Here is a 17,324-nt window from a genome sequence, read left to right on the forward strand (position 1 = left end):
TTTCTACCCTGAACGGCCACATATCTGGCCGTCAGCGGTTCGTTGCCCGGAGCCCTCGTGACACTTATTCAAACCTCTTTGGCAACGGTACAGATCGACTTGCCTGAACGATTGGCCCCACCCATCGACGATAGCGCCGAGGAGGGCGATGTTGTCCTCGAACTGCGAGGCGTCACTAAAGCTTATCTGCGCAAAGGCGGATCGCCGTTGCCGGCTGTCAACCATGTCAGCTTGAAGGTTCGACGCGGCGAAGTGCTGTGCCTGATGGGCACCTCCGGCAGCGGCAAATCGACCTTGCTTCGCCATATCAATCGTTTGATCGAACCCACCAGCGGTGAGGTCTTGATTGAAGGTCAGGCTATCAGCGGCCTGAGCCACAAAGCGTTGCGGGATTTGCGCTCGCGGCGAATCGGCATGGTGTTCCAGCATTTTGGTCTTTTGCCCCATCGCACGGTGCTGGACAACGTTGCGCTGCCTCTGGAGTTGCGCGGCGAATCCGAGGCCGTCCGGCACGCAGCGGCCACCCGACAGTTACAGGCGATGGGCCTGGAGGGATGGGGCGAGCATTATCCCCACGAGTTGTCCGGCGGTATGCAGCAACGGGTCGGACTTGCGCGGGCATTGGTGACTGATCCGGATATTCTCCTGATGGACGAGCCTTTCAGCGCACTGGATCCGACCATCCGGCGAGACCTGCAAAGCCACTTTTTGGCCTTGGTACGCGAGCGCGGGATCACCACGTTGCTGGTCACCCACGATCCTGCCGAAGCGGTACGTCTCGCTGACCGGATAGCGGTATTGCGCCAGGGACGTCTGGTGCAGTCGGGCACCCCGAAACAGCTGCTCGAGACGCCGGCCGATGCTGAGGTCGCGGATTTTTTCCGCGATTGCCTTCCAGCCGCACCGGTATTGCACGATGCCGGTGGCGCGGTACGTCAGGTTCCCGAAACGGCACCGAAGGAGCAACCGGTTCAGCCGGGCTTGCGCGGCTGGCAAGCCCTGTTGCTCGGGCCGGCAGCGCTGGCGGCGCGGGGCCGAGGCGGGTTGTTCTGGCTCGGGTTCGCCGCAGAACTCGCGGCCCTGGCCACTGCGGTGCAGGGCATTACGAGCGCATCCTGGATATCGGTCGTGGTGGGATTGGCCGTGCTGGCGGCCAGTCGTTTCACCGCGTATTCACTGGGCCGTCAACCGGTGCGGCGCGCCGTTTCGAGTTGGACGTTGCCGCTGGCGGTGCTGCTGGTCAGTCAGGCATTGGTGATCTGGCGGGTGTTGACGCCCGATACCACCCAGGCGCTTTTGCAGTTCCCGGCCAGCCGCCAGGCGCTATTACTGACTGCACAGAGTGTGGATGACTTTATCGGTTGGTCACAGGTGACGTTCGAGAGCGCTTTTGTCGGCGTGATCGTTGCGGTTCGCACGGTCATTGAAGGAATCGAATCCCTGCTCGGTTGGCTGCCCTGGCCGGTTTGCGCGCTGGCGCTGGTATTGCTGGCATGGCGCTCGGCGGGCCTGGCCCTGGCGCTCACCAGCAGCGCAGCGTTGTTGTATATCGGCCTGTTCGGGTTTTGGGAGCGGACAATTGCCACGCTGGCGCTGGTTGGTTCGTCGGTGCTGATCGCACTGGTGATCGGCGTACCCACCGGCATTCTGCTGGCGAAGCGGCCATTTGCCCGCAGGCTGCTCACGCCTTTGCTGGATGTCATGCAGACCCTGCCGACCTTTGTCTATCTGATTCCCGCTGTGGCGTTCTTTTCGGTAGGCAAGACCCCGGCGGTCATTGCGACGGTGATTTTTGCCCTGGCACCGATGATTCGTCTGACGTCCCTGGGTATTCAGGAAGTCCCGAAGGATGCCGTGGAAGCGGCAATCGCCCATGGAGCGAACCCTTGGCAAACCCTGGTGAAGGTGCAACTGCCGCTGGCGCGAAGATCCCTGTTGCTGGGGATCAATCAGACCATTGTCATGAGCCTGTCGATGGTGGTGGTTGCTGCCCTGATCGGCGCTGGAGGACTGGGTTACGACGTCATGACGGCGTTGCGCAATATCAAGGGCGGCGAGGGCGTGCTGGCCGGCGTGGCGATCGTGCTGTGTGCATTGATCCCCGATCGAATCATTCAATCGAGCTTGCGCAAGCAAGACCATCTGCATAACTGAACTGTGAGACTTATCGTGACAAAACATCTATTGCGTAACCTGAGTGCGGTTGCAGTGCTGGCTTCCCTGATCGTGCCGGCCAGCGTGATGGCCAAGGACAAAATTGTCATTGGCGAGCAGAACTGGACGGGGGCTATCGCCATTCAACACATTTTGGGTGAGGTGATCAAAACCCGTCTGGACGGTGATGTGTCGTATCTCGCCGGGGACGTGCCGGTGCTTTTCAGTGCGGCGGCCAAGGGCGACGGTTCTGTGGATGTGCTGACGGACATCTGGCTGCCCAATCAGTCGGCGGCGTGGGCCAAGTACGTCACCGGCGGCACCCGCTCACTGGTGCCCAATGCTCACCCTTATGCCGGCGAACAAGGCTTCTACATTCCCGGTTATCTGCAAGACAAGTACGGCGTCAAATCGATCTACGACCTGAAAAAACCGGAAGTGGCCAAGCTCTTCGAGCCAGTGGGCGGCGGCAAGGCCGAACTGCTGGTGGGGCCGGCGGGCTGGGAGTCGACCTATATCGGCCAGATCAAGGCCAAGGATTATGGCTTCGCCGATAAATTCGAATCCGTGTCGACGGAAGCCTCGGTGACCTACGCCAAACTGGCCTCGGCTTACAAGGCGCAACGGGGCGTGGTGTTCTACGCTTACACCCCTGACTGGATTTTCTCGGCCTATGATCTGCGTCGTCTGGAAGAGCCCGCGTTCGATGGCTACGCCCAGGACAACAAAAAAGAAGATCCTCTCTACAAGGCGGATGGCTGCTGGAAATTCGTCAGCCCGACCGTCGATCCCGACTGGCTGAACAAGAGCCACATCACCTGCGCCTTCCCGGATGCCAAGGTGTACGTCCTGGCTTCCACAGCACTGCAAAAGCGCGCGCCGAAAATTGCCGAGTTCCTGCACAACTTCTCCATCGACCCGGCACAGTTGAACGGACTGATCCAGAAGATCGAAAAGGAGAAACAGCCAGCAGACGTCGCCGCCAAGGCCTGGGTTCAAGCCAACCCTTCTACTGTTGATCAGTGGTTTGCAGGGCAGGCGCAGCAAGTGAGTTCAGCCCAATGACCAGAGCGAACGTACGTGTACTCGATGGTGGCATGGGGCGCGAGTTGAAGCGAATCGGCGCGCCGTTCCGTCAACCGGAATGGTCGGCCCTCGCGCTGATCGAAGCGCCTGAGTATGTACTGCAGGCGCATCAGGCGTTCGTGAAAGCGGGCGCCCGGATCATCACCACCAACAGCTATGCGGTGGTGCCTTTTCATATTGGCGATGAGCGATTTGCCGAGCAGGGAAGAGCGCTGGCTGAGCGCGCCGGACGACTGGCGCGGCAGGCCGCCGGCGAAAGTACCGATCCGGTCACCGTGGCCGGGTCGTTGCCGCCGGCACTGGGGTCGTACCGGCCGGATCTGTTCGATCATCAGCGTTCAGTAGCGATCCACCGCGAACTGATTGCCGGATTGCAGGCGCACGTCGATGTGTGGCTGGCCGAAACGCAAAGCTCCATTGCTGAAGTGCGTGCGGTGGCCGAAGCCCTCGGAACGAATCCCGCGCCACTCTGGGTATCATTCACGCTGTTGGACGAAGATGGCCGGGAACCGCGATTACGTTCAAACGAGGCTGTTGCCGATGCGGTTCGCGTGGCGGCTGAGCTGGGGGCCAAGGCGGTGCTCTTCAATTGCAGCCAGCCGGAAGTGATGGCCGCGGCCTTGATTGAGGCACGCGCTGTGATTGAAAACCTGGATCATCCTGTCGAACTGGGGGTTTATGCCAATGCTTTCCCCCCTGTCAGTGCCAAAGCCGAGGCCAATAGCGATTTGTTGGAAATTCGGCGCGATCTGGGCCCCGAGTCCTACCTGGACTGGTCGAAATCATGGGTTGCCGCAGGGGCCAGCATTGTCGGCGGATGCTGTGGAATCGGCCCGGAGCATATCGCCCAGTTGCATTTGCACCTGCACTATCAAAAGGGTGAGGAGGCCGCGCATGAGTGATTTTTCAGGCGACGTTCTGTCAGAGCAGGCGACATTCGGTGCCGGCTGCTTCTGGGGGGCGGAAGCCTCATTCCGGGCATTGCCGGGTGTGCTCGACACCCGCGTCGGGTTCGCGCGGTCAGACTTGGGCGATGCCACCCTGATCGAAGTCGTGCAAGTCGACTTCGACCCCCGACTCATTTCCTACAGCCGTCTCGTCGAGCACTTCTGGACACTGCACGATCCAACGTCAGTCGACCGGCAGGGTGCGGACGTCGGGGCGAAATACCGTTCCGCGCTGTTTTTCAACAGTGCCGAGCAGTCCCGACTGGCACTTGTCGCCAGGCAGCAGCTGGATGCCAGTGGCCAGCTGGGCAAGCCAGTGGCTACGGTGATCCTGCCACTGGGTGAGTTTCAAAAGGCAGATGAAGAACATCAGCGCTACCTTGAAAAGCATGGTGGTAGCGCCTGTTCCATTTGATGCATAGGCAACGCTTTTGCCGTCTGGGCCGGGGCGTTGCAATTGCTCGGCGAGGTACTGGCCGCGGGGACGCGGATCGATCTGCGGAAAAGTGCCGTTTCAGCTTTGCCGATTCTGGCGACCAGGTTGTCGGCTTGACGGCCGCTTTGGAGCCAGATGGCGTAACCGTCGAGAAAGCCAGAATCTCCTCGCAATAGAAAGCCTGGATCGCTCGCAGGTGCGCGGAGTGCTAAAGCACCAGAACACCAATGCCCTCAACGACCAACCCTATGGCTGATCTAGAAAGGAACGGATTAACGGGTTCAGCGCTGGCGCACACTCCTCTGGGACCCAGTGGCCACATCCAGGCAAAACGTGTGCTTCAACATTAGTAGCGTATCGTCGAATATTCTCAGGCTGCCGGGCTCCGAATCCGCCATTGCCACCCCCGCCAACGGCGAGAACCGGCATGGTCACTTTGGTCGTCGCTAATTTCTCGTTCTGCGCAATCGAACGGGGAAGTGCGCGGTAATACTCAAATGCGTGGTGGAAGGTCTGAGGCTTTGAGTATGAGCGGACGTAGCTGTCTATCAGTCCATCCGTGAGCGCTACCAAGCTTCTATGCTGCATTCGGCAGCAAAGGAGCTTTTTTTTCGGATGCATTGAAACGCTATTCAGCCACGGTGGTGCCATTGGACCGGTTCTTGATCCCGGGCAAGTCACCTAGCGCTGCCCTTAGCGAAATGCTTATTGCTGCGGCGCGTGCTTATGCCGCCCATCCTCAGCGGCGAGGCTGCTTTATTCGGTTGCACTGCAATCAGACGCCCGCTGCTTGTTGAATATCTTGTGATTGGTGCTGCTGGCGGTGAGGCGGCCTTAAGGATGCTCGAACTGTCGATGAAGAGTCGCCCCAATTAAGCCTTCTCCGGGCATTAAAAAATGCTAAAGCACTTTTCCGTTCTGGGCTCCGTGGACGACTGCTTTCGGCCAATAGCGGACAATCAGTTAACGCATTTCTTATGCACTTTGCGAAATTCAAAATCTGATCTTGGAGTCGCAAGGGGAAAAAGGGCGGGATTAACCCGCCCCATTTTTTAGCTCCGCACGAATGCCAGCAGATCTGCGTTAATCGTCTCGGCGTTGGTTGTCGGCATTCCATGAGGGAAGCCCGGGTAGATTTTCAACGTACTGTTTTGCAGAAGTTTGGCCGACAAAACCCCTGCATTTTCATAAGGCACGATCTGGTCATCATCACCATGCATTACCAGGACGGGGATCTTGATGCTCTTCAAATCTTCGGTGAAGTCGGTCTGAGAAAACGCCACTATCCCGTCATAGTGTGCCTGTGCACATCCCATCATGCCTTGTCGCCACCAGTTCAAGACAATGCCCTCGGAGGTCTTTGCACCCGGGCGGTTATAGCCATAGAAAGGCCCTGCAGGAACGTCGTGGTAAAACTGTGCCCGGTTGGCTTTCAGTTGTGCCTGCAAGTCGTCGAACACTGACTACGGCAGGCCGCCAGGATTGGTCGGTGTCTGGACCATCAGCGGTGGCACGGCACTGATGATGGCCGCTTTCGAGACGCGGTCTTCGCCATGGCGAGCGATATAGTGAACGACTTCACCGCCGCCGGTGGAGTGCCCGACGTGAACTGCGCCTTGTACACCCAGGTGATCAACTACGGCCGCGACGTCGTCGGCGTAGTGGTCCATGTCGTGTCCATCCCAGACCTGGCTGGATCGCCCGTGACCGCGCCGATCGTGTGCTACAACCCGGTAACCGGCACCCAGGAAAAAGAGCATTTGCGCGTCCCAATCATCCGCGCTCAGTGGCCATCCGTGGTGAAAGAAGATGACCTGGGCATCGCGTGGCCCCCAGTCTTTGTAGAAGATTTCAACACCATCTCTTGTAGTGACATACCCCATGTTCGTATCTCCTGAATGAAGTGGAGGCCTTCATCGAATCGCGTTCCGATCATGGCCTTGAGTTAATAGCATGCAGCCCTTCCGGTAGGCAGTTCAGAGTGCGTTGCTGGATTAGCCTGCGCTTACTCACGAACGCCATGACGACCAAGTCACACGGTGCGCTTGGCCGCTCGATGACTTTAGGTTTAAAGTCAACTTTAAGGTCAATAGATTTTTCAGGGTGATGTATGAGAATAGGCGAACTGGCGAAAATCAGCGGACTGGCACCGTCACGCATCCGTTTCTATGAGGCCAGTGGCTTGATCAGCTCCGTTGAGCGCAAGGCCAATGGCTACCGGGACTACGCGCCCGATACCGAATGGGTACTGGAACTCATCACCGGCGCACAAGCGGCAGGTTTCTCATTGGAGGAGATTCGGCAACTGATGCCGATGAATGCCAGTGGCTGGCGGCACGACGAGTTGCTCACTGGACTTAAGCAAAAGGTGGAAGAAATCAGCGTTCTGCAGGAGCGGCTAGCGCAAAACAAAGCTCAACTTCTGCTCGTCATCAAGGGCATCGAAGATAAACCCGAGGGCATGGCGTGTGGGGATAATGCTCAAATGCTGATAAATCGTCTGCGTGAAGAGGGGGTTGGCAAAGCTTCAGATAGGCCCGCGGTAACGTCTTCTACAAAAAAACACACCCGTCAGGCTTCCGGAGCCTGACAGGCGCAAAAGGTCTCAGCGCTCGCCAATCAGGCTGGCGAGTGGCTTGGGCGCATAAAGCGCACTCTGGAACTCTGGCACGTATTCGTACTTCATCATTTTCCCCAGCTTCAGGGCACGGAGGTAATTCGACAGACTGCCGTCGCCCAGCGTGAGGGTGACCGAATCAGCGTCGCGGCTGGAGCCGTGACTGAGCTGGCGGGAAACCGCATACCCGTATGCCAGTTGGCCCTGATGATCGAGATTGGTGAAGCTGCTGGTGACGATGTCGACATCGCGAGAAAGGTTGTCGAGTTTCTTCGCTTTGAAGGACACGTCGACTTTTCCGGTCTGGCTGTCGGTGATGTCATAGACCACAGATTGGGCATCTTCTTTGCGGTCAATACCGGTCAGCCATTTAGGCAGGTTGTAACCGACGACACCGCGCACCCGTGCAAGCTCGGTATTGACCGGCAGCTTGAGCACATAGCCCCAGAAGTCGCCAGACATCGACTGGCCAATCAGTGTGAACGGGCCCAGATTGGCTTTGCCTGGCTTGTTGGTAATGATCGACACGGCCACTTCGTTATAGGCGTCGTTATCACAATGCTCATAGGTGTAAGCGGTAAACGCAATCAAGCCGCGACCCGGCCAGATTTGCAGGGGGTGTACGGTTGCCAATACTTCCGGCGGCATCAATGCCCGAAGTGTGTCCAGGTCGGCCGTGTAGACAGCCGTTACCCGACTGTTCTGGTAATAAAAGTTCGGAGAGTATGACTCGAAGCCAATGTCTACCTTGTGCTTTTCCAGTCCTTTGAACCAGCTCAAATCAACACCCGGCAGTTCTGCTGCAATCACCGACAAGGGAGGATTCGAGCGATAACGGTCGTACAAGCCGCCCTTGACGACCGGCACTGTGTGGCCTGCGATATCGATTGTGTTGGTTTCAGTCGGGCTGAGCATTTCAGGCGTCCCCGCCAACGCATGGTTGGCAATTGAGCTGAACAGCAATCCTGTTAATACGGCGCTTGCGAGTTTCAATCGGTCTTTCTCCGGGTGGTGGGAACTACTTGAGGGTTCAGCGAGCTACGTTGTCGCCTGAGAGCACCGCCATCACGGCTTCAGCTACGGCTTTGGGCGATTGAGGGTTCTGGCCGGTGACAAGCCTTCCATCAGTGATGGCGAATGACGTGAATGGCAGCCAGCCTTTGCGGTACCGCGCGCCTTGGCTCACCAACTTGTCCTCAAGGAAGAAGGGCACCTGGCTTTTCATGCCGGAGAACAGCTCTTCGCGATCAGAGAAACCGGTGATGTTCTTCCCTTTGATGATCAACTGGCCTTGTTCATCCTTCAGATCCAACAGACCCGCAACGCCATGGCAGACGGCCGAGACGATGCCACCCTGGTTGTAGATAGTTTCGGCGACACGCCGCAGGTCGGGATTATTGGGGAAGTCCCACATCACCCCATGGCCCCCGGTGAAGTAGATGACGCTGAACTGGGACGGATCGACATCGGCGATCGGCAGTGTGTTTTGCAGGCGAGCGCGAAAGGCAGGGGACTGCAAATGCTCTCGGGCGGCCTTGTCCATGTACAGCCAACCGAGGCTGCGCTCATCTAGAGGCACCGCACCGCCTTTGGGACTGGCAAAAACTGTGCTGTAGCCAGCTGCCTCCACTACGTCGGTGAAATGCGTCAGCTCAGTCAGCCACAACCCCGTCGTATCGGTTCGTGAGGGATAGCTGGAGTGGTTGGTCAGAATCACCAGAATTTGGCGATTTTTGGCAGTCATTGTGGAAGGGGCGGTGTCAGCATTTGCAAATGTCATGAAAGCGCTACCTATCAGTACCAACGCATAAGAAACAAAGGTCTTGAGCATCATCCGGGTTCCATCAATCAAGCAGGTCGGTGCATGCTCACCTTAAACCTCGCTTTAAGGTCAACCCCGCCGCTGCAAATAATTTCCACTGGTAGCTGCTCACTTCAACTTGACCCTCAACCTGACTTTAACGCTAGCGTCTGATGCTGAATGAGCAAGGCAATAACGCTCGTCACTAATCCACTCGGGAGCCATGCATGAGTCAGCAAGACAACCTTGATACGCAGATGAAATGGATGATTTATGGAGCCAACGGCTACACCGGCGAGTTGATCGCTCGTGATGCTGTAAAACGTGGGCTTAAACCTGTGCTGGCGGGACGTAGCCGAGACAAAGTTGAAGCCCTGGCTCGGGAGTTGGGTCTTGAAGCTCGGGTGTTTGGACTCGAAGACGAAGTACGTTTACTTGCTCAGATCAAAGGCCATGGCTTGGTTCTGCATTGTGCAGGGCCGTTCTCAGCGACCGCCGTTCCGATGATGGAAGCATGCTTGCGTGCCAATGCACATTATTTGGATATCACTGGCGAGATTGCCGTATTCGAGCACGCTCAATCCCTGAATGAACGTGCGCGGGCGGCGGGCGTGGTCATTTGCCCAGGCGTCGGTTTCGATGTGGTTCCTACGGACTGTGTAGCCGCTGCATTGAAAAATGCGATGCCGGATGCCACGCACCTGGCATTGGGTTTTGATTCGCGCTCAAGTTTTTCGCCCGGTACTGCTAAGACTTCAATTGAGGGTATGGCGCAGGGTGGCAAGGTTCGCCGTGACGGCAAAATCACCTCGGTGCCGCTGGCCTACCGGGTGCGTCGCATCGACTTTGGTGCCGGAGAAAAGCTGGCAATGACTATTCCATGGGGCGACGTTTCCACTGCTTGGCACACCACCGGCATTGCCAACATCGAAGTTTTCATCCCTGGTTCCGCAGGCATGATCCGCGGCGCCCGGTTTGCTAATTGGATTCGTCCGTTGCTGGGTTTGTCGTTCGTGCAGCGGTTGCTCAAAGCACGAATTGGAAAAACCGTGGTCGGCCCCGATCAGGAAAAACGCGCAGATCAAGGCACCTATGTTTGGGGCGAGGCTCGCAACGCCCGTGGTGAGTGCAGAACCGCGCGCCTGCATACCGCGAACGTCTACAGCCTGACGATCGACGCTGCATTGGCGGTGGTTGATTACCTGTTGCAAATGCGTCCGACTGGCGGGGCTTACACACCCGCACTGTTGTTAGGTGCTGAGCTGGTGACGCAATTGCCAGGATCTGGCGCGATGAACATCGACTGATTCGGAAAAAAGATGTTGACCTTAAAGTTGACTTCAATCTTAAGGTGGCCTCATATCCAGTTGAGGACTGCCCCATGAATGTGTTCGACACCCTGATGCTTCCAAACGGTTCGTCTATCAAGAACCGAATCGCCAAAGCCGCCATGGAAGAGAACATGGCGGACGCCGATCAGGCACCCTCCGAAGAACTGATGCGTCTCTACCAAGCGTGGGCCGATGGTGGTGCAGGCCTGATCATCACCGGCAACGTGATGGTCGACGGCCGCGCCATGACCGGACCGGGTGGCGTAGTTTTGCAGGACGATCAGCAACTGGCCAAGTTCAAGCGTTGGGCACGTATTGGTCGATCCGGCGGTGCGCAGTTCTGGTTGCAGATCAACCACCCAGGGCGGCAGATGCAGTCCAATCTTGGGCAAAAAACATGGGCACCGTCGGCCGTGCCGCTGGATTTGGGCAAACTGTCCAAGCGTTTCGCCACGCCTCACGCGATGACCTCCGGCGTGATTAAGGAAGTTATCCAACGCTTTGCGAACACCGCGCGCCTCGGCGAACAAGCCGGATTCACCGGCGTGGAAATCCATGCTGCCCATGGCTATTTGTTGAGCCAGTTCCTTTCGCCGTTGACCAACCAAAGGACGGACGAATGGGGCGGTTCCCTAGAAAATCGGGCGCGCCTGTTAATCGAAATCGTCAAGGCGGTCAGGGCTGTGGTTTCTGCGGATTTCGCAGTGGCGGTCAAGCTCAACTCCGCCGATTTCCAGCGGGGAGGGTTTACCGCCGATGATGCGAAGAAGGTCGTTGAGCTGCTCAATGGCCTTGGTGTGGATTTGGTGGAATTATCCGGAGGCAGTTATGAAGCGCCCGCTATGCAGGGGGAGGCGCGCGATGGTCGCACGCTGGCTCGCGAAGCCTACTTCGTCGAGTTCGCCCGTGATATCCAAACAGTTGCCAGAATGCCGGTAATGGTCACCGGTGGTATACGTCGCCGCGCGGTGGCGGAAAACGTCGTGCAGAGCGGCGTTAATATGGTTGGGATCGGAACAGCGTTAGCCATCGATCCCAACTTGCCTCGGGACTGGCTGCTGGGCAAAGACAATGCTCCGCAATTGCCGCCGATTACCTGGAAAAATAAAGCCGTCGCATCCTTGGCAAACATGGCGGTAGTGAAGTTTCAGTTGCGCAAGCTGAGTCGCGCGAAAAAGCCCGATCCGAACGTTTCACCGCTGCGTGCGCTTATCCTGCAACAGCTCGGTATGGCACTTCGCACTCGTCAATATCGACGGTGGGTGGAAACCGTTTGATGTGCGCCGGTAAGTTTTGTATTTGAAGAGCTAAGTTTTGTCGTATCGGTCATTACTAGCAGGAGCGTCCGCTATTGGCCGATTGCTGCCTGTCGCGTGCGCTGCAATCGGCAAGAAGCGGTTATTCAAAATCCACCAGAATGCACTCTCACATACTCGGTTTTTTGATTAGCTCATCCCAAGGAGGCGTGGGAGGGAACAGCTCCACCAGGTATGCAATGAACGCTTTTACGTTTGGGCTACCTCGACGGCTTTCTGGCCATAAAGCAGTGATAGAAAATCGCTCTACGGTGAATTGTGGGAGGATCGGAACCAGTTCTCCCCGGCGCACATACGGCGCAGCCACATAGTGCGGTGAGATACCGATACCGCCCCCCGCAGCTATTACCACAGCAACCGCATCGCTGGCATCGACTGTAAAAGCTGTATTTGGCGACAACTCAAGCTGTTTACCATCCGCCTCATAAGGCCATTTCAAACTCTGCCCCGTGCTCTGATACCGAAAATTCACGCATTCATGACCCGCAAGGTCTTCAGCCGTTACCGGAGTGCCTTTGCGCTGTAGGTAATGAGGTGATGCGAATGCACCGATCCGATGCGGGCCCAGCGGGCGAGAAATCAGTCGCGAGTCGGCAAGGTTGCCAACCCGAACCGCGACGTCGATGCCTTGTTCAATGATGTCGGAATACTGATCGCCAAGCCGCAGATCAATAGCCAGGTTCGGGTATTGCTCGCGAAATCTTGGCAGGGCTGGCGCGAGAATATTCAGGCCAATCGGCAACGGCGCGGTGACTTTCAACACGCCCGAAGGCTCGGCGCGGGAGGCGACGGCGGCCTGATCGATGTCTTCGACTTCACGCAGAATCCGCAACGCCCGTTCGTAAAGATCGCGGCCCTCCGGGGTGAGCACCAGTGAGCGTGTGGTGCGGGTGAACAGCATCAGCCCGAAATGCTCTTCGAGCCTTTGCACGCTTTTGCTGACGGCCGACGGTGATACCGACAGTGCCCGGGCTGCAGCCGTGTAGCTGCCCAGCGAAGCCGCTCGTGCAAAGGCGATGAGCCCAGTTAAACGATCCAATCCGATTTGTGCCTTCATGGCACTAGTAAAGCGACTTCTGCCCTGATTATCAATCTTCATTCCAAGTCGTAGTCTTTGCCCATCGAACGCCACTCGGGTGTTCCAGACGGAGACTCAAGCATGAACATCACCCAAACCCTGCCATCCTCACTCACCGACAAAACCGTGGTCATTTTCGGCGGTACCTCCGGCATCGGCCTCGCCGCTGCCGTGCAAGCGAAAGCCGCTGGCGCCAAGGTCATCGTCATCGGTTCAAACGCCGCGCGTGCCGGACAAGCCGCCATCGAGCATGGTCTCGACGATTGGCGCGCGGCAGACGTGACTGACAGTCAGGCTATCGAAACAGCATTGGCAGATATCCCCCAAGTCGATCACCTCGTTCTGCTCGCCGGCACGTTTGTGGCTGGCTCCGTGCTTGCGGCGGATCTCGCTTACCTGCACCGCGCGTTCGATGAACGCATCTGGGCATCGATCAATGTGATTCGGATCCTCGGTGACAAGCTGGCAAAAGACGGCTCGATCACGTTCATTTCCGGCTCTCTGGCTGATCGCCCGAATGCCTACGGCACCGCCGTGCTGGCAGCCGCCTCGGCAGCGATGGAAGCACTGGCTCGCGGTCTGGCTCTCGAGCTGGCACCGGTGCGGGTCAACACGCTGTCGCCGGGCCCGATCAACACCCCGATTCTCGGCAAGGCACTGGGTGAGGGGCGTGAGGCATTTATCGCCTCACTTGAGCAGATTCTGCCCCTACATCGCCTCGGCACAGCAGCAGAGGCAGGCGCGGCAGCGGTGTTCCTGATGAGCAACACCTTCATGAACGGCGCCGTACTCAACATCGACGGCGGCGCACGCCTGGTTTGATCCTGCCCACCTTTTTGGAGAGCCTGAACATGACATCGTTATTTGATTCCCTGCGCCTCGGCGCGCTCGATTTGCCCAACCGTATCCTGATGGCGCCGATGACCAGAGCGCGCGGTACTCGCGAGCACGTCCCGACCGAGATGATGGTCGAGTATTACCGTCAGCGCGCCAGCGCGGGACTGATCATTTCCGAAGCGATCGGCATCAGTCAGCAAGGTTTGGGCTGGCCTTACGCAACGGGCATCTGGTCCGACGAACAGGTCGCCGGCTGGCGCAAAGTCACCGACGCAGTTCATGCTGCTGGCGGCCGGATTATCGCGCAGCTGTGGCACATGGGCCGGGTCGTGCACCCGAGTTTTCTCGGTGGCGGCCAGCCGGTTTCCGCATCGGTCACCACGGCGCCGGGCCAGGCGCATACCTACGCCGGTAAACAACCGTATACCCCGGCGCGCGCGCTACCGCTAGAAGAAATTCCTGCACTGCTGGAAGACTTCCGTCAAGCCACGCGCAACGCAATCGAGGCGGATTTTGACGGCGTACAAATTCACGCCGCCAACGGCTATCTGATCGACCAGTTCTTGCGCGACAGCGACAATTTTCGCAGTGATGCCTATGGTGGTTCGATCGATAACCGTATCCGCTTGCTAAAGGAAGTAACCGAGGCGGTTGCAGGCGTCATCGGCGCCGACCGCACCGGCGTACGCTTGACCCCAAGCAGCTATGAACAGGGTATCCGTGATAGCGATCCAGAAGCACTATTCATCCGTGCTGCCGAAGTGCTGTCATCGATCGGCATTGCTCATCTGGAAGTCCGCGAGCCACCGCTGGATGGCACCTTCGGCAAGTCAGAACGGCCGCCGCTGGCCGGGATGATTCGCGAAGTGTTCAAAGGCGTACTGATCCTCAACTCGGACTACGGGCTTGCCAAGGCGCAAGCGCACTTGGATGCAGGACTCGCCGATGCGATTGCATTTGGACGTCCGTTTATCGGCAATCCGGACCTACCGCTGAGATTCGCTCGGGGGTTGCCACTGGTGGAAAGCGAGATGAGTACCTGGTTCAGCCAGGGTCGGGAAGGCTATTTGGATTATCCGGCGTCAGGTTCCGTTTGAGTTGACGATCGGGGGAAGGACGATCGTCCGTTATTGGCCGGTTGCTGCTGGATGGCCGCTATTGGCCGATAGCTTCTCCCAGGAGAAAGGGCGACTGTTGGTCGGATGCGGTACATTCTCAACGGTGGCTCGTGTCCAATTGCTTCCTGTCACAAGCGTCCATTTTTTGCCGATAACTCCTCCTAACTGCAATCAACTTGCTACAAGTGCTGACTTCCAATACGAAACAGTTCCAGTTTCAATACGCTCAAGGTCGCTCTTTCACTCGATTTCGAAGCAGCAAGGGCTGTCTGTTCACACCGAATTGCCTGCACCACTCCAGCACCGACACCCCAAACCATCGATGAAAAGCCCGCGAGAATGTACTGACATCGGCGTAGCCCAGCAGGTGCGCTACCTGCGGCAGACTGATCGTCGGGACCTGCAGGTATTTGCGCGCCAATTGCTGGCGCGTCTCGTCCAGCAACTGCTGAAAAGAGGTCTTTTCCTCAGCCAGGTGGCGCTGCAAGGATCTCGGGGTGACGGCCATGCAATCGGCCACTCTGTCGATCGTCGCGCGTCCGCTGGGCAACAGATTACGCAGCAATTGCCTGACGTATCCCGGCATGGCGTCGGTGGACAAACGTTCAATACCTGCCAAATGTTCAGCGATGAGCTGATGCAAGGCTTCACTGGCGCAATCCAGCGGCTGCGTGAGCACACTGGCATTGAAGAGCAATCCAGTGTGCCCGGCTGAAAACGTCGGCGTGATGTTTAGCGCCTGGCGATAGAGGCCTTCATCCGCCAAAGGCGCATGGCGGAGCATGATTGCCTCGGGTTGCCATGGTGCACTGGCCAGGGTTTGCATCAGGCGCAGACCGACCCCGCACGCCAGCTCTTCGGCCTGAGCGAGGCCGTCGATCTCCTGCTCATCGGCTCGATAACCCAGTAACGCGATGCCGTCGGCCACCTCCAGATAGAGATGCGCCGCGCCGTTGTACAGGGCGAAATTGGCGCGCAGTTCGCGCAGCGCGTCGCCGACGGTACGGGTGTTGTGAATCAGGAACAACATGTCACCGAAGACGTCGACTCCCTGATGGAGGCCGAACTCCAAACCGAACAATGCGTTGTTCGAGCGCTGCCGGCACAGTGTCAACAAGCGGCAGTAATTGCGAAAGGACAGGATGTCTTCCGGGCGCTGCAGTGACGCTACGGACAGACACGCTTGGCGCAGCATCCGGTTCGGCTCCAGTCCCTGACGCCGGGCAAATGGATCGAAACCTGTCAGGCTGATGGCGCGAATGAACGGGTTGCAAGCCATGTCGATTTACCGAGGTAAGTGTTGCATGCGTTGTTTCCACTGCTGCGGGCTGACCCCGTTCCAGCGCGTGAATGCCCGGGAAAACGCGCTCAGGTCGGCGTAACCCAACAGACCCGCCACTTGCGTCAGGCTGAGCGAAGAATCGCAGAGGTAGCGCGCGGCCATCGACCGGCGTGTCTGGTCCAGCAGCGCCTGAAATCCAGAGCCCTGCGCTCGAAGATAGCGCTGCAAGGTGCGTGGACTGATCATCATGTACTCGGCCATGTCGTGCAGCGTGACCGGGCCGTGGGCCAGTTCATTGCGCAGCCTTTTTTGCAGGTAAGACGGCAATTCCTCCAGCGTCACGCGGGCCAGTTCGTCGATATGTTGCCGGGCCAATTGTTGGTATCTGGCGTCTGTCGTGCTCAGCGGTGTCGTCAGTAATGACTCATCAAACACCCAGGCATTGACCGGGCTGTCGAAACGCGGCGCTACCCCGAGCAAGGCGCGATAGGCCAGGCGGTTGGCCGGAGCACTGTGGCGCAACAGCAGCGATTTTGGTTGCCAGGCGTGCCCGAGCAGTTCGCGCAGCAGGCAACTGGCGATACCCATCGCCAGTTCCACGGTCTGGCGGACCGAAATAAAGGTGCCATCCGTGACGTCGTATAGCAGCAGGGCGTTACCGGCCTGACGCTCAAGCTGCACGAGCGCGCCGTCGCTATGGATATGGAAATAACGTGTCAGCAGGTTCAGCGCCTCGCCGACCGTGCCTGAACTGCGCATGGCGTAAAGCAGGGTGCCGAGACTTTGCGTGCCCTGGCGCAAGCCGAACTGCACGCCGAATAGCGGGTTGTGCGAGCGCTGGGCGCACAAGTCAATCAAGGCATTGAACTGCGCGCCGGACAGTCGAGCATCCAGAGGGTCTTCAGGCAGCTCAACCGCGGCCAGCGCCGAAGCCGGGTCGATGCCCTGACTGGCACAAAACGCCTTGAACCCCAACAGCGCAGTACCTCGAACCGTGGACATCCGCTCAACCCTCAGAATGACCGGCCGCCGCTGGCCGGAAAGAACTGGCACGATTTGCAAAATCGCTGGCGCGATCTGCAAAGCTTTCACCTCGCTCGGAGGGCCAGACTCGAAGCACCCATAACAATAAAACTGCGTTCGGCCCGCGGCCGGACGATGGAGGTGTTCGATGCGTCGGTTCCTGTTTGCTTTGCTCGCGGTCGCATTGGTTTCGGGTGCGCTGTATTCGCAGCACCGGCCAGCTGGCCACACCGTTGTCCATCATTCCAGTCACCCTCCGGTCGCCAGCATCAGCGATGCCTTCACCCATTTTTGAGCG

15 protein-coding genes and 1 pseudogene are annotated in these 17,324 nt (G+C 58.1%); 10 read left to right on the forward strand and 6 right to left on the reverse strand.

Annotated elements, in window-relative coordinates:
- Positions 1 to 93: 93 nt before the first annotated feature.
- The 4 genes from AC07Y2_RS01045 (at position 94) to msrA (ending at position 4,602) form a co-directional block, all read left to right on the forward strand.
- Positions 94 to 2,154, forward strand: a complete 2,061-nt coding sequence (locus AC07Y2_RS01045; protein ID WP_050761185.1) for an ATP-binding cassette domain-containing protein — start codon at positions 94 to 96, stop codon at positions 2,152 to 2,154.
- An 87-nt stretch (positions 2,155 to 2,241) separates the two neighbouring features.
- Positions 2,242 to 3,219 carry an ABC transporter substrate-binding protein gene (locus AC07Y2_RS01050; protein ID WP_309475026.1) on the forward strand — a complete coding sequence of 326 codons (978 nt, stop codon included), beginning with the start codon at positions 2,242 to 2,244 and terminating at the stop codon, positions 3,217 to 3,219.
- Complete coding sequence (locus tag AC07Y2_RS01055; protein ID WP_103385252.1) at positions 3,216 to 4,142, forward strand: homocysteine S-methyltransferase family protein; 927 nt, start codon at positions 3,216 to 3,218, stop codon at positions 4,140 to 4,142. The genes AC07Y2_RS01050 and AC07Y2_RS01055 overlap by 4 nt, the downstream gene beginning before the upstream one ends.
- On the forward strand, positions 4,135 to 4,602 hold the full coding sequence (msrA, locus tag AC07Y2_RS01060) for a peptide-methionine (S)-S-oxide reductase MsrA (RefSeq protein WP_103385253.1): 468 nt from the start codon (positions 4,135 to 4,137) through the stop codon (positions 4,600 to 4,602). The genes AC07Y2_RS01055 and msrA overlap by 8 nt, the downstream gene beginning before the upstream one ends.
- Positions 4,603 to 5,675: 1,073 nt before the next feature.
- Here the strand turns inward: msrA and AC07Y2_RS01065 are convergent.
- Positions 5,676 to 6,506: pseudogene (locus AC07Y2_RS01065) on the reverse strand (alpha/beta fold hydrolase).
- Positions 6,507 to 6,733: 227 nt separating this feature from the next.
- On the opposite strand from AC07Y2_RS01065, the gene AC07Y2_RS01070 reads away from it, so the two are divergent.
- Positions 6,734 to 7,213 carry a MerR family transcriptional regulator gene (locus AC07Y2_RS01070; protein WP_071495498.1) on the forward strand — a complete coding sequence of 160 codons (480 nt, stop codon included), beginning with the start codon at positions 6,734 to 6,736 and terminating at the stop codon, positions 7,211 to 7,213.
- A gap of 15 nt (positions 7,214 to 7,228) precedes the next feature.
- On the opposite strand, the gene AC07Y2_RS01075 is transcribed toward AC07Y2_RS01070, so the two are convergent.
- Both AC07Y2_RS01075 and AC07Y2_RS01080 read right to left on the reverse strand, forming a co-directional pair.
- Positions 7,229 to 8,155 carry an acetoacetate decarboxylase (ADC) gene (locus AC07Y2_RS01075; protein WP_103385310.1) on the reverse strand — a complete coding sequence of 309 codons (927 nt, stop codon included), beginning with the start codon at positions 8,153 to 8,155 and terminating at the stop codon, positions 7,229 to 7,231.
- A gap of 115 nt (positions 8,156 to 8,270) precedes the next feature.
- The gene (locus AC07Y2_RS01080; RefSeq protein ID WP_103385254.1) at positions 8,271 to 9,074 is read right to left on the reverse strand and encodes a type 1 glutamine amidotransferase domain-containing protein; all 804 of its coding nucleotides are present in this window, start codon (positions 9,072 to 9,074) and stop codon (positions 8,271 to 8,273) included.
- Between the two features lie 194 nt (positions 9,075 to 9,268).
- Between AC07Y2_RS01080 and AC07Y2_RS01085 the strand changes: the two genes are divergently transcribed.
- Together AC07Y2_RS01085 and AC07Y2_RS01090 are read left to right on the forward strand one after the other, a co-directional pair.
- Complete coding sequence (locus tag AC07Y2_RS01085; RefSeq protein ID WP_071495495.1) at positions 9,269 to 10,348, forward strand: saccharopine dehydrogenase family protein; 1,080 nt, start codon at positions 9,269 to 9,271, stop codon at positions 10,346 to 10,348.
- A 74-nt stretch (positions 10,349 to 10,422) separates the two neighbouring features.
- Positions 10,423 to 11,649: an NADH:flavin oxidoreductase/NADH oxidase family protein gene (locus AC07Y2_RS01090; protein ID WP_103385255.1), complete on the forward strand. Its 1,227-nt coding sequence runs from the start codon at positions 10,423 to 10,425 to the stop codon at positions 11,647 to 11,649.
- 148 nt (positions 11,650 to 11,797) lie between these two features.
- Here AC07Y2_RS01090 and AC07Y2_RS01095 read toward each other — a convergent pair whose 3' ends face one another.
- Entirely contained in the window at positions 11,798 to 12,787 is a 990-nt protein-coding gene (locus tag AC07Y2_RS01095; protein ID WP_256586946.1) for a LysR family transcriptional regulator, read from the reverse strand.
- A 60-nt stretch (positions 12,788 to 12,847) separates the two neighbouring features.
- Here AC07Y2_RS01095 and AC07Y2_RS01100 point away from each other — a divergent pair, with 60 nt between their 5' ends.
- Together AC07Y2_RS01100 and AC07Y2_RS01105 are read left to right on the forward strand one after the other, a co-directional pair.
- Positions 12,848 to 13,588 (forward strand): SDR family oxidoreductase, encoded by a 741-nt coding sequence (locus AC07Y2_RS01100; RefSeq protein WP_103385256.1) that lies wholly within the window; start codon positions 12,848 to 12,850, stop codon positions 13,586 to 13,588.
- Positions 13,589 to 13,617: 29 nt separating this feature from the next.
- Entirely contained in the window at positions 13,618 to 14,700 is a 1,083-nt protein-coding gene (locus AC07Y2_RS01105) for an alkene reductase (protein ID WP_103385257.1), read from the forward strand.
- Positions 14,701 to 14,947: 247 nt separating this feature from the next.
- On the opposite strand, the gene AC07Y2_RS01110 is transcribed toward AC07Y2_RS01105, so the two are convergent.
- Together AC07Y2_RS01110 and AC07Y2_RS01115 are read right to left on the reverse strand one after the other, a co-directional pair.
- Positions 14,948 to 16,000 (reverse strand): AraC family transcriptional regulator, encoded by a 1,053-nt coding sequence (locus tag AC07Y2_RS01110; protein ID WP_103385258.1) that lies wholly within the window; start codon positions 15,998 to 16,000, stop codon positions 14,948 to 14,950.
- Between the two features lie 6 nt (positions 16,001 to 16,006).
- Positions 16,007 to 17,005 (reverse strand): AraC family transcriptional regulator, encoded by a 999-nt coding sequence (locus AC07Y2_RS01115; RefSeq protein ID WP_103385259.1) that lies wholly within the window; start codon positions 17,003 to 17,005, stop codon positions 16,007 to 16,009.
- Positions 17,006 to 17,174: 169 nt separating this feature from the next.
- Here AC07Y2_RS01115 and AC07Y2_RS01120 point away from each other — a divergent pair, with 169 nt between their 5' ends.
- Entirely contained in the window at positions 17,175 to 17,321 is a 147-nt protein-coding gene (locus AC07Y2_RS01120) for a hypothetical protein (protein ID WP_164872147.1), read from the forward strand.
- The last annotated feature ends 3 nt before the right edge of the window (positions 17,322 to 17,324 follow it).

The sequence above is a fragment of the Pseudomonas sp. GW456-12-1-14-TSB6 genome (assembly GCF_059424205.1).

Excerpts from the sequence above, each read along its gene's own strand:
- AC07Y2_RS01100 (WP_103385256.1), top strand. The coding sequence starts at position 12,848 with ATGAACATCACCCAAACCCTGCCATCCTCACTCACCGACAAAACCGTG.
- AC07Y2_RS01055 (WP_103385252.1), top strand. The coding sequence starts at position 3,216 with ATGACCAGAGCGAACGTACGTGTACTCGATGGTGGCATGGGGCGCGAG.
- AC07Y2_RS01090 (WP_103385255.1), top strand. The coding sequence starts at position 10,423 with ATGAATGTGTTCGACACCCTGATGCTTCCAAACGGTTCGTCTATCAAG.
- msrA (WP_103385253.1), top strand. The coding sequence starts at position 4,135 with ATGAGTGATTTTTCAGGCGACGTTCTGTCAGAGCAGGCGACATTCGGT.
- AC07Y2_RS01050 (WP_309475026.1), top strand. The coding sequence starts at position 2,242 with ATGGCCAAGGACAAAATTGTCATTGGCGAGCAGAACTGGACGGGGGCT.
- AC07Y2_RS01080 (WP_103385254.1), bottom strand. The coding sequence starts at position 9,074 with ATGATGCTCAAGACCTTTGTTTCTTATGCGTTGGTACTGATAGGTAGC.
- AC07Y2_RS01070 (WP_071495498.1), top strand. The coding sequence starts at position 6,734 with ATGAGAATAGGCGAACTGGCGAAAATCAGCGGACTGGCACCGTCACGC.
- AC07Y2_RS01110 (WP_103385258.1), bottom strand. The coding sequence starts at position 16,000 with ATGGCTTGCAACCCGTTCATTCGCGCCATCAGCCTGACAGGTTTCGAT.
- AC07Y2_RS01115 (WP_103385259.1), bottom strand. The coding sequence starts at position 17,005 with ATGTCCACGGTTCGAGGTACTGCGCTGTTGGGGTTCAAGGCGTTTTGT.
- AC07Y2_RS01105 (WP_103385257.1), top strand. The coding sequence starts at position 13,618 with ATGACATCGTTATTTGATTCCCTGCGCCTCGGCGCGCTCGATTTGCCC.
- AC07Y2_RS01095 (WP_256586946.1), bottom strand. The coding sequence starts at position 12,787 with ATGAAGATTGATAATCAGGGCAGAAGTCGCTTTACTAGTGCCATGAAG.
- AC07Y2_RS01075 (WP_103385310.1), bottom strand. The coding sequence starts at position 8,155 with ATGCTCAGCCCGACTGAAACCAACACAATCGATATCGCAGGCCACACA.
- AC07Y2_RS01120 (WP_164872147.1), top strand. The coding sequence starts at position 17,175 with ATGCGTCGGTTCCTGTTTGCTTTGCTCGCGGTCGCATTGGTTTCGGGT.
- AC07Y2_RS01085 (WP_071495495.1), top strand. The coding sequence starts at position 9,269 with ATGAGTCAGCAAGACAACCTTGATACGCAGATGAAATGGATGATTTAT.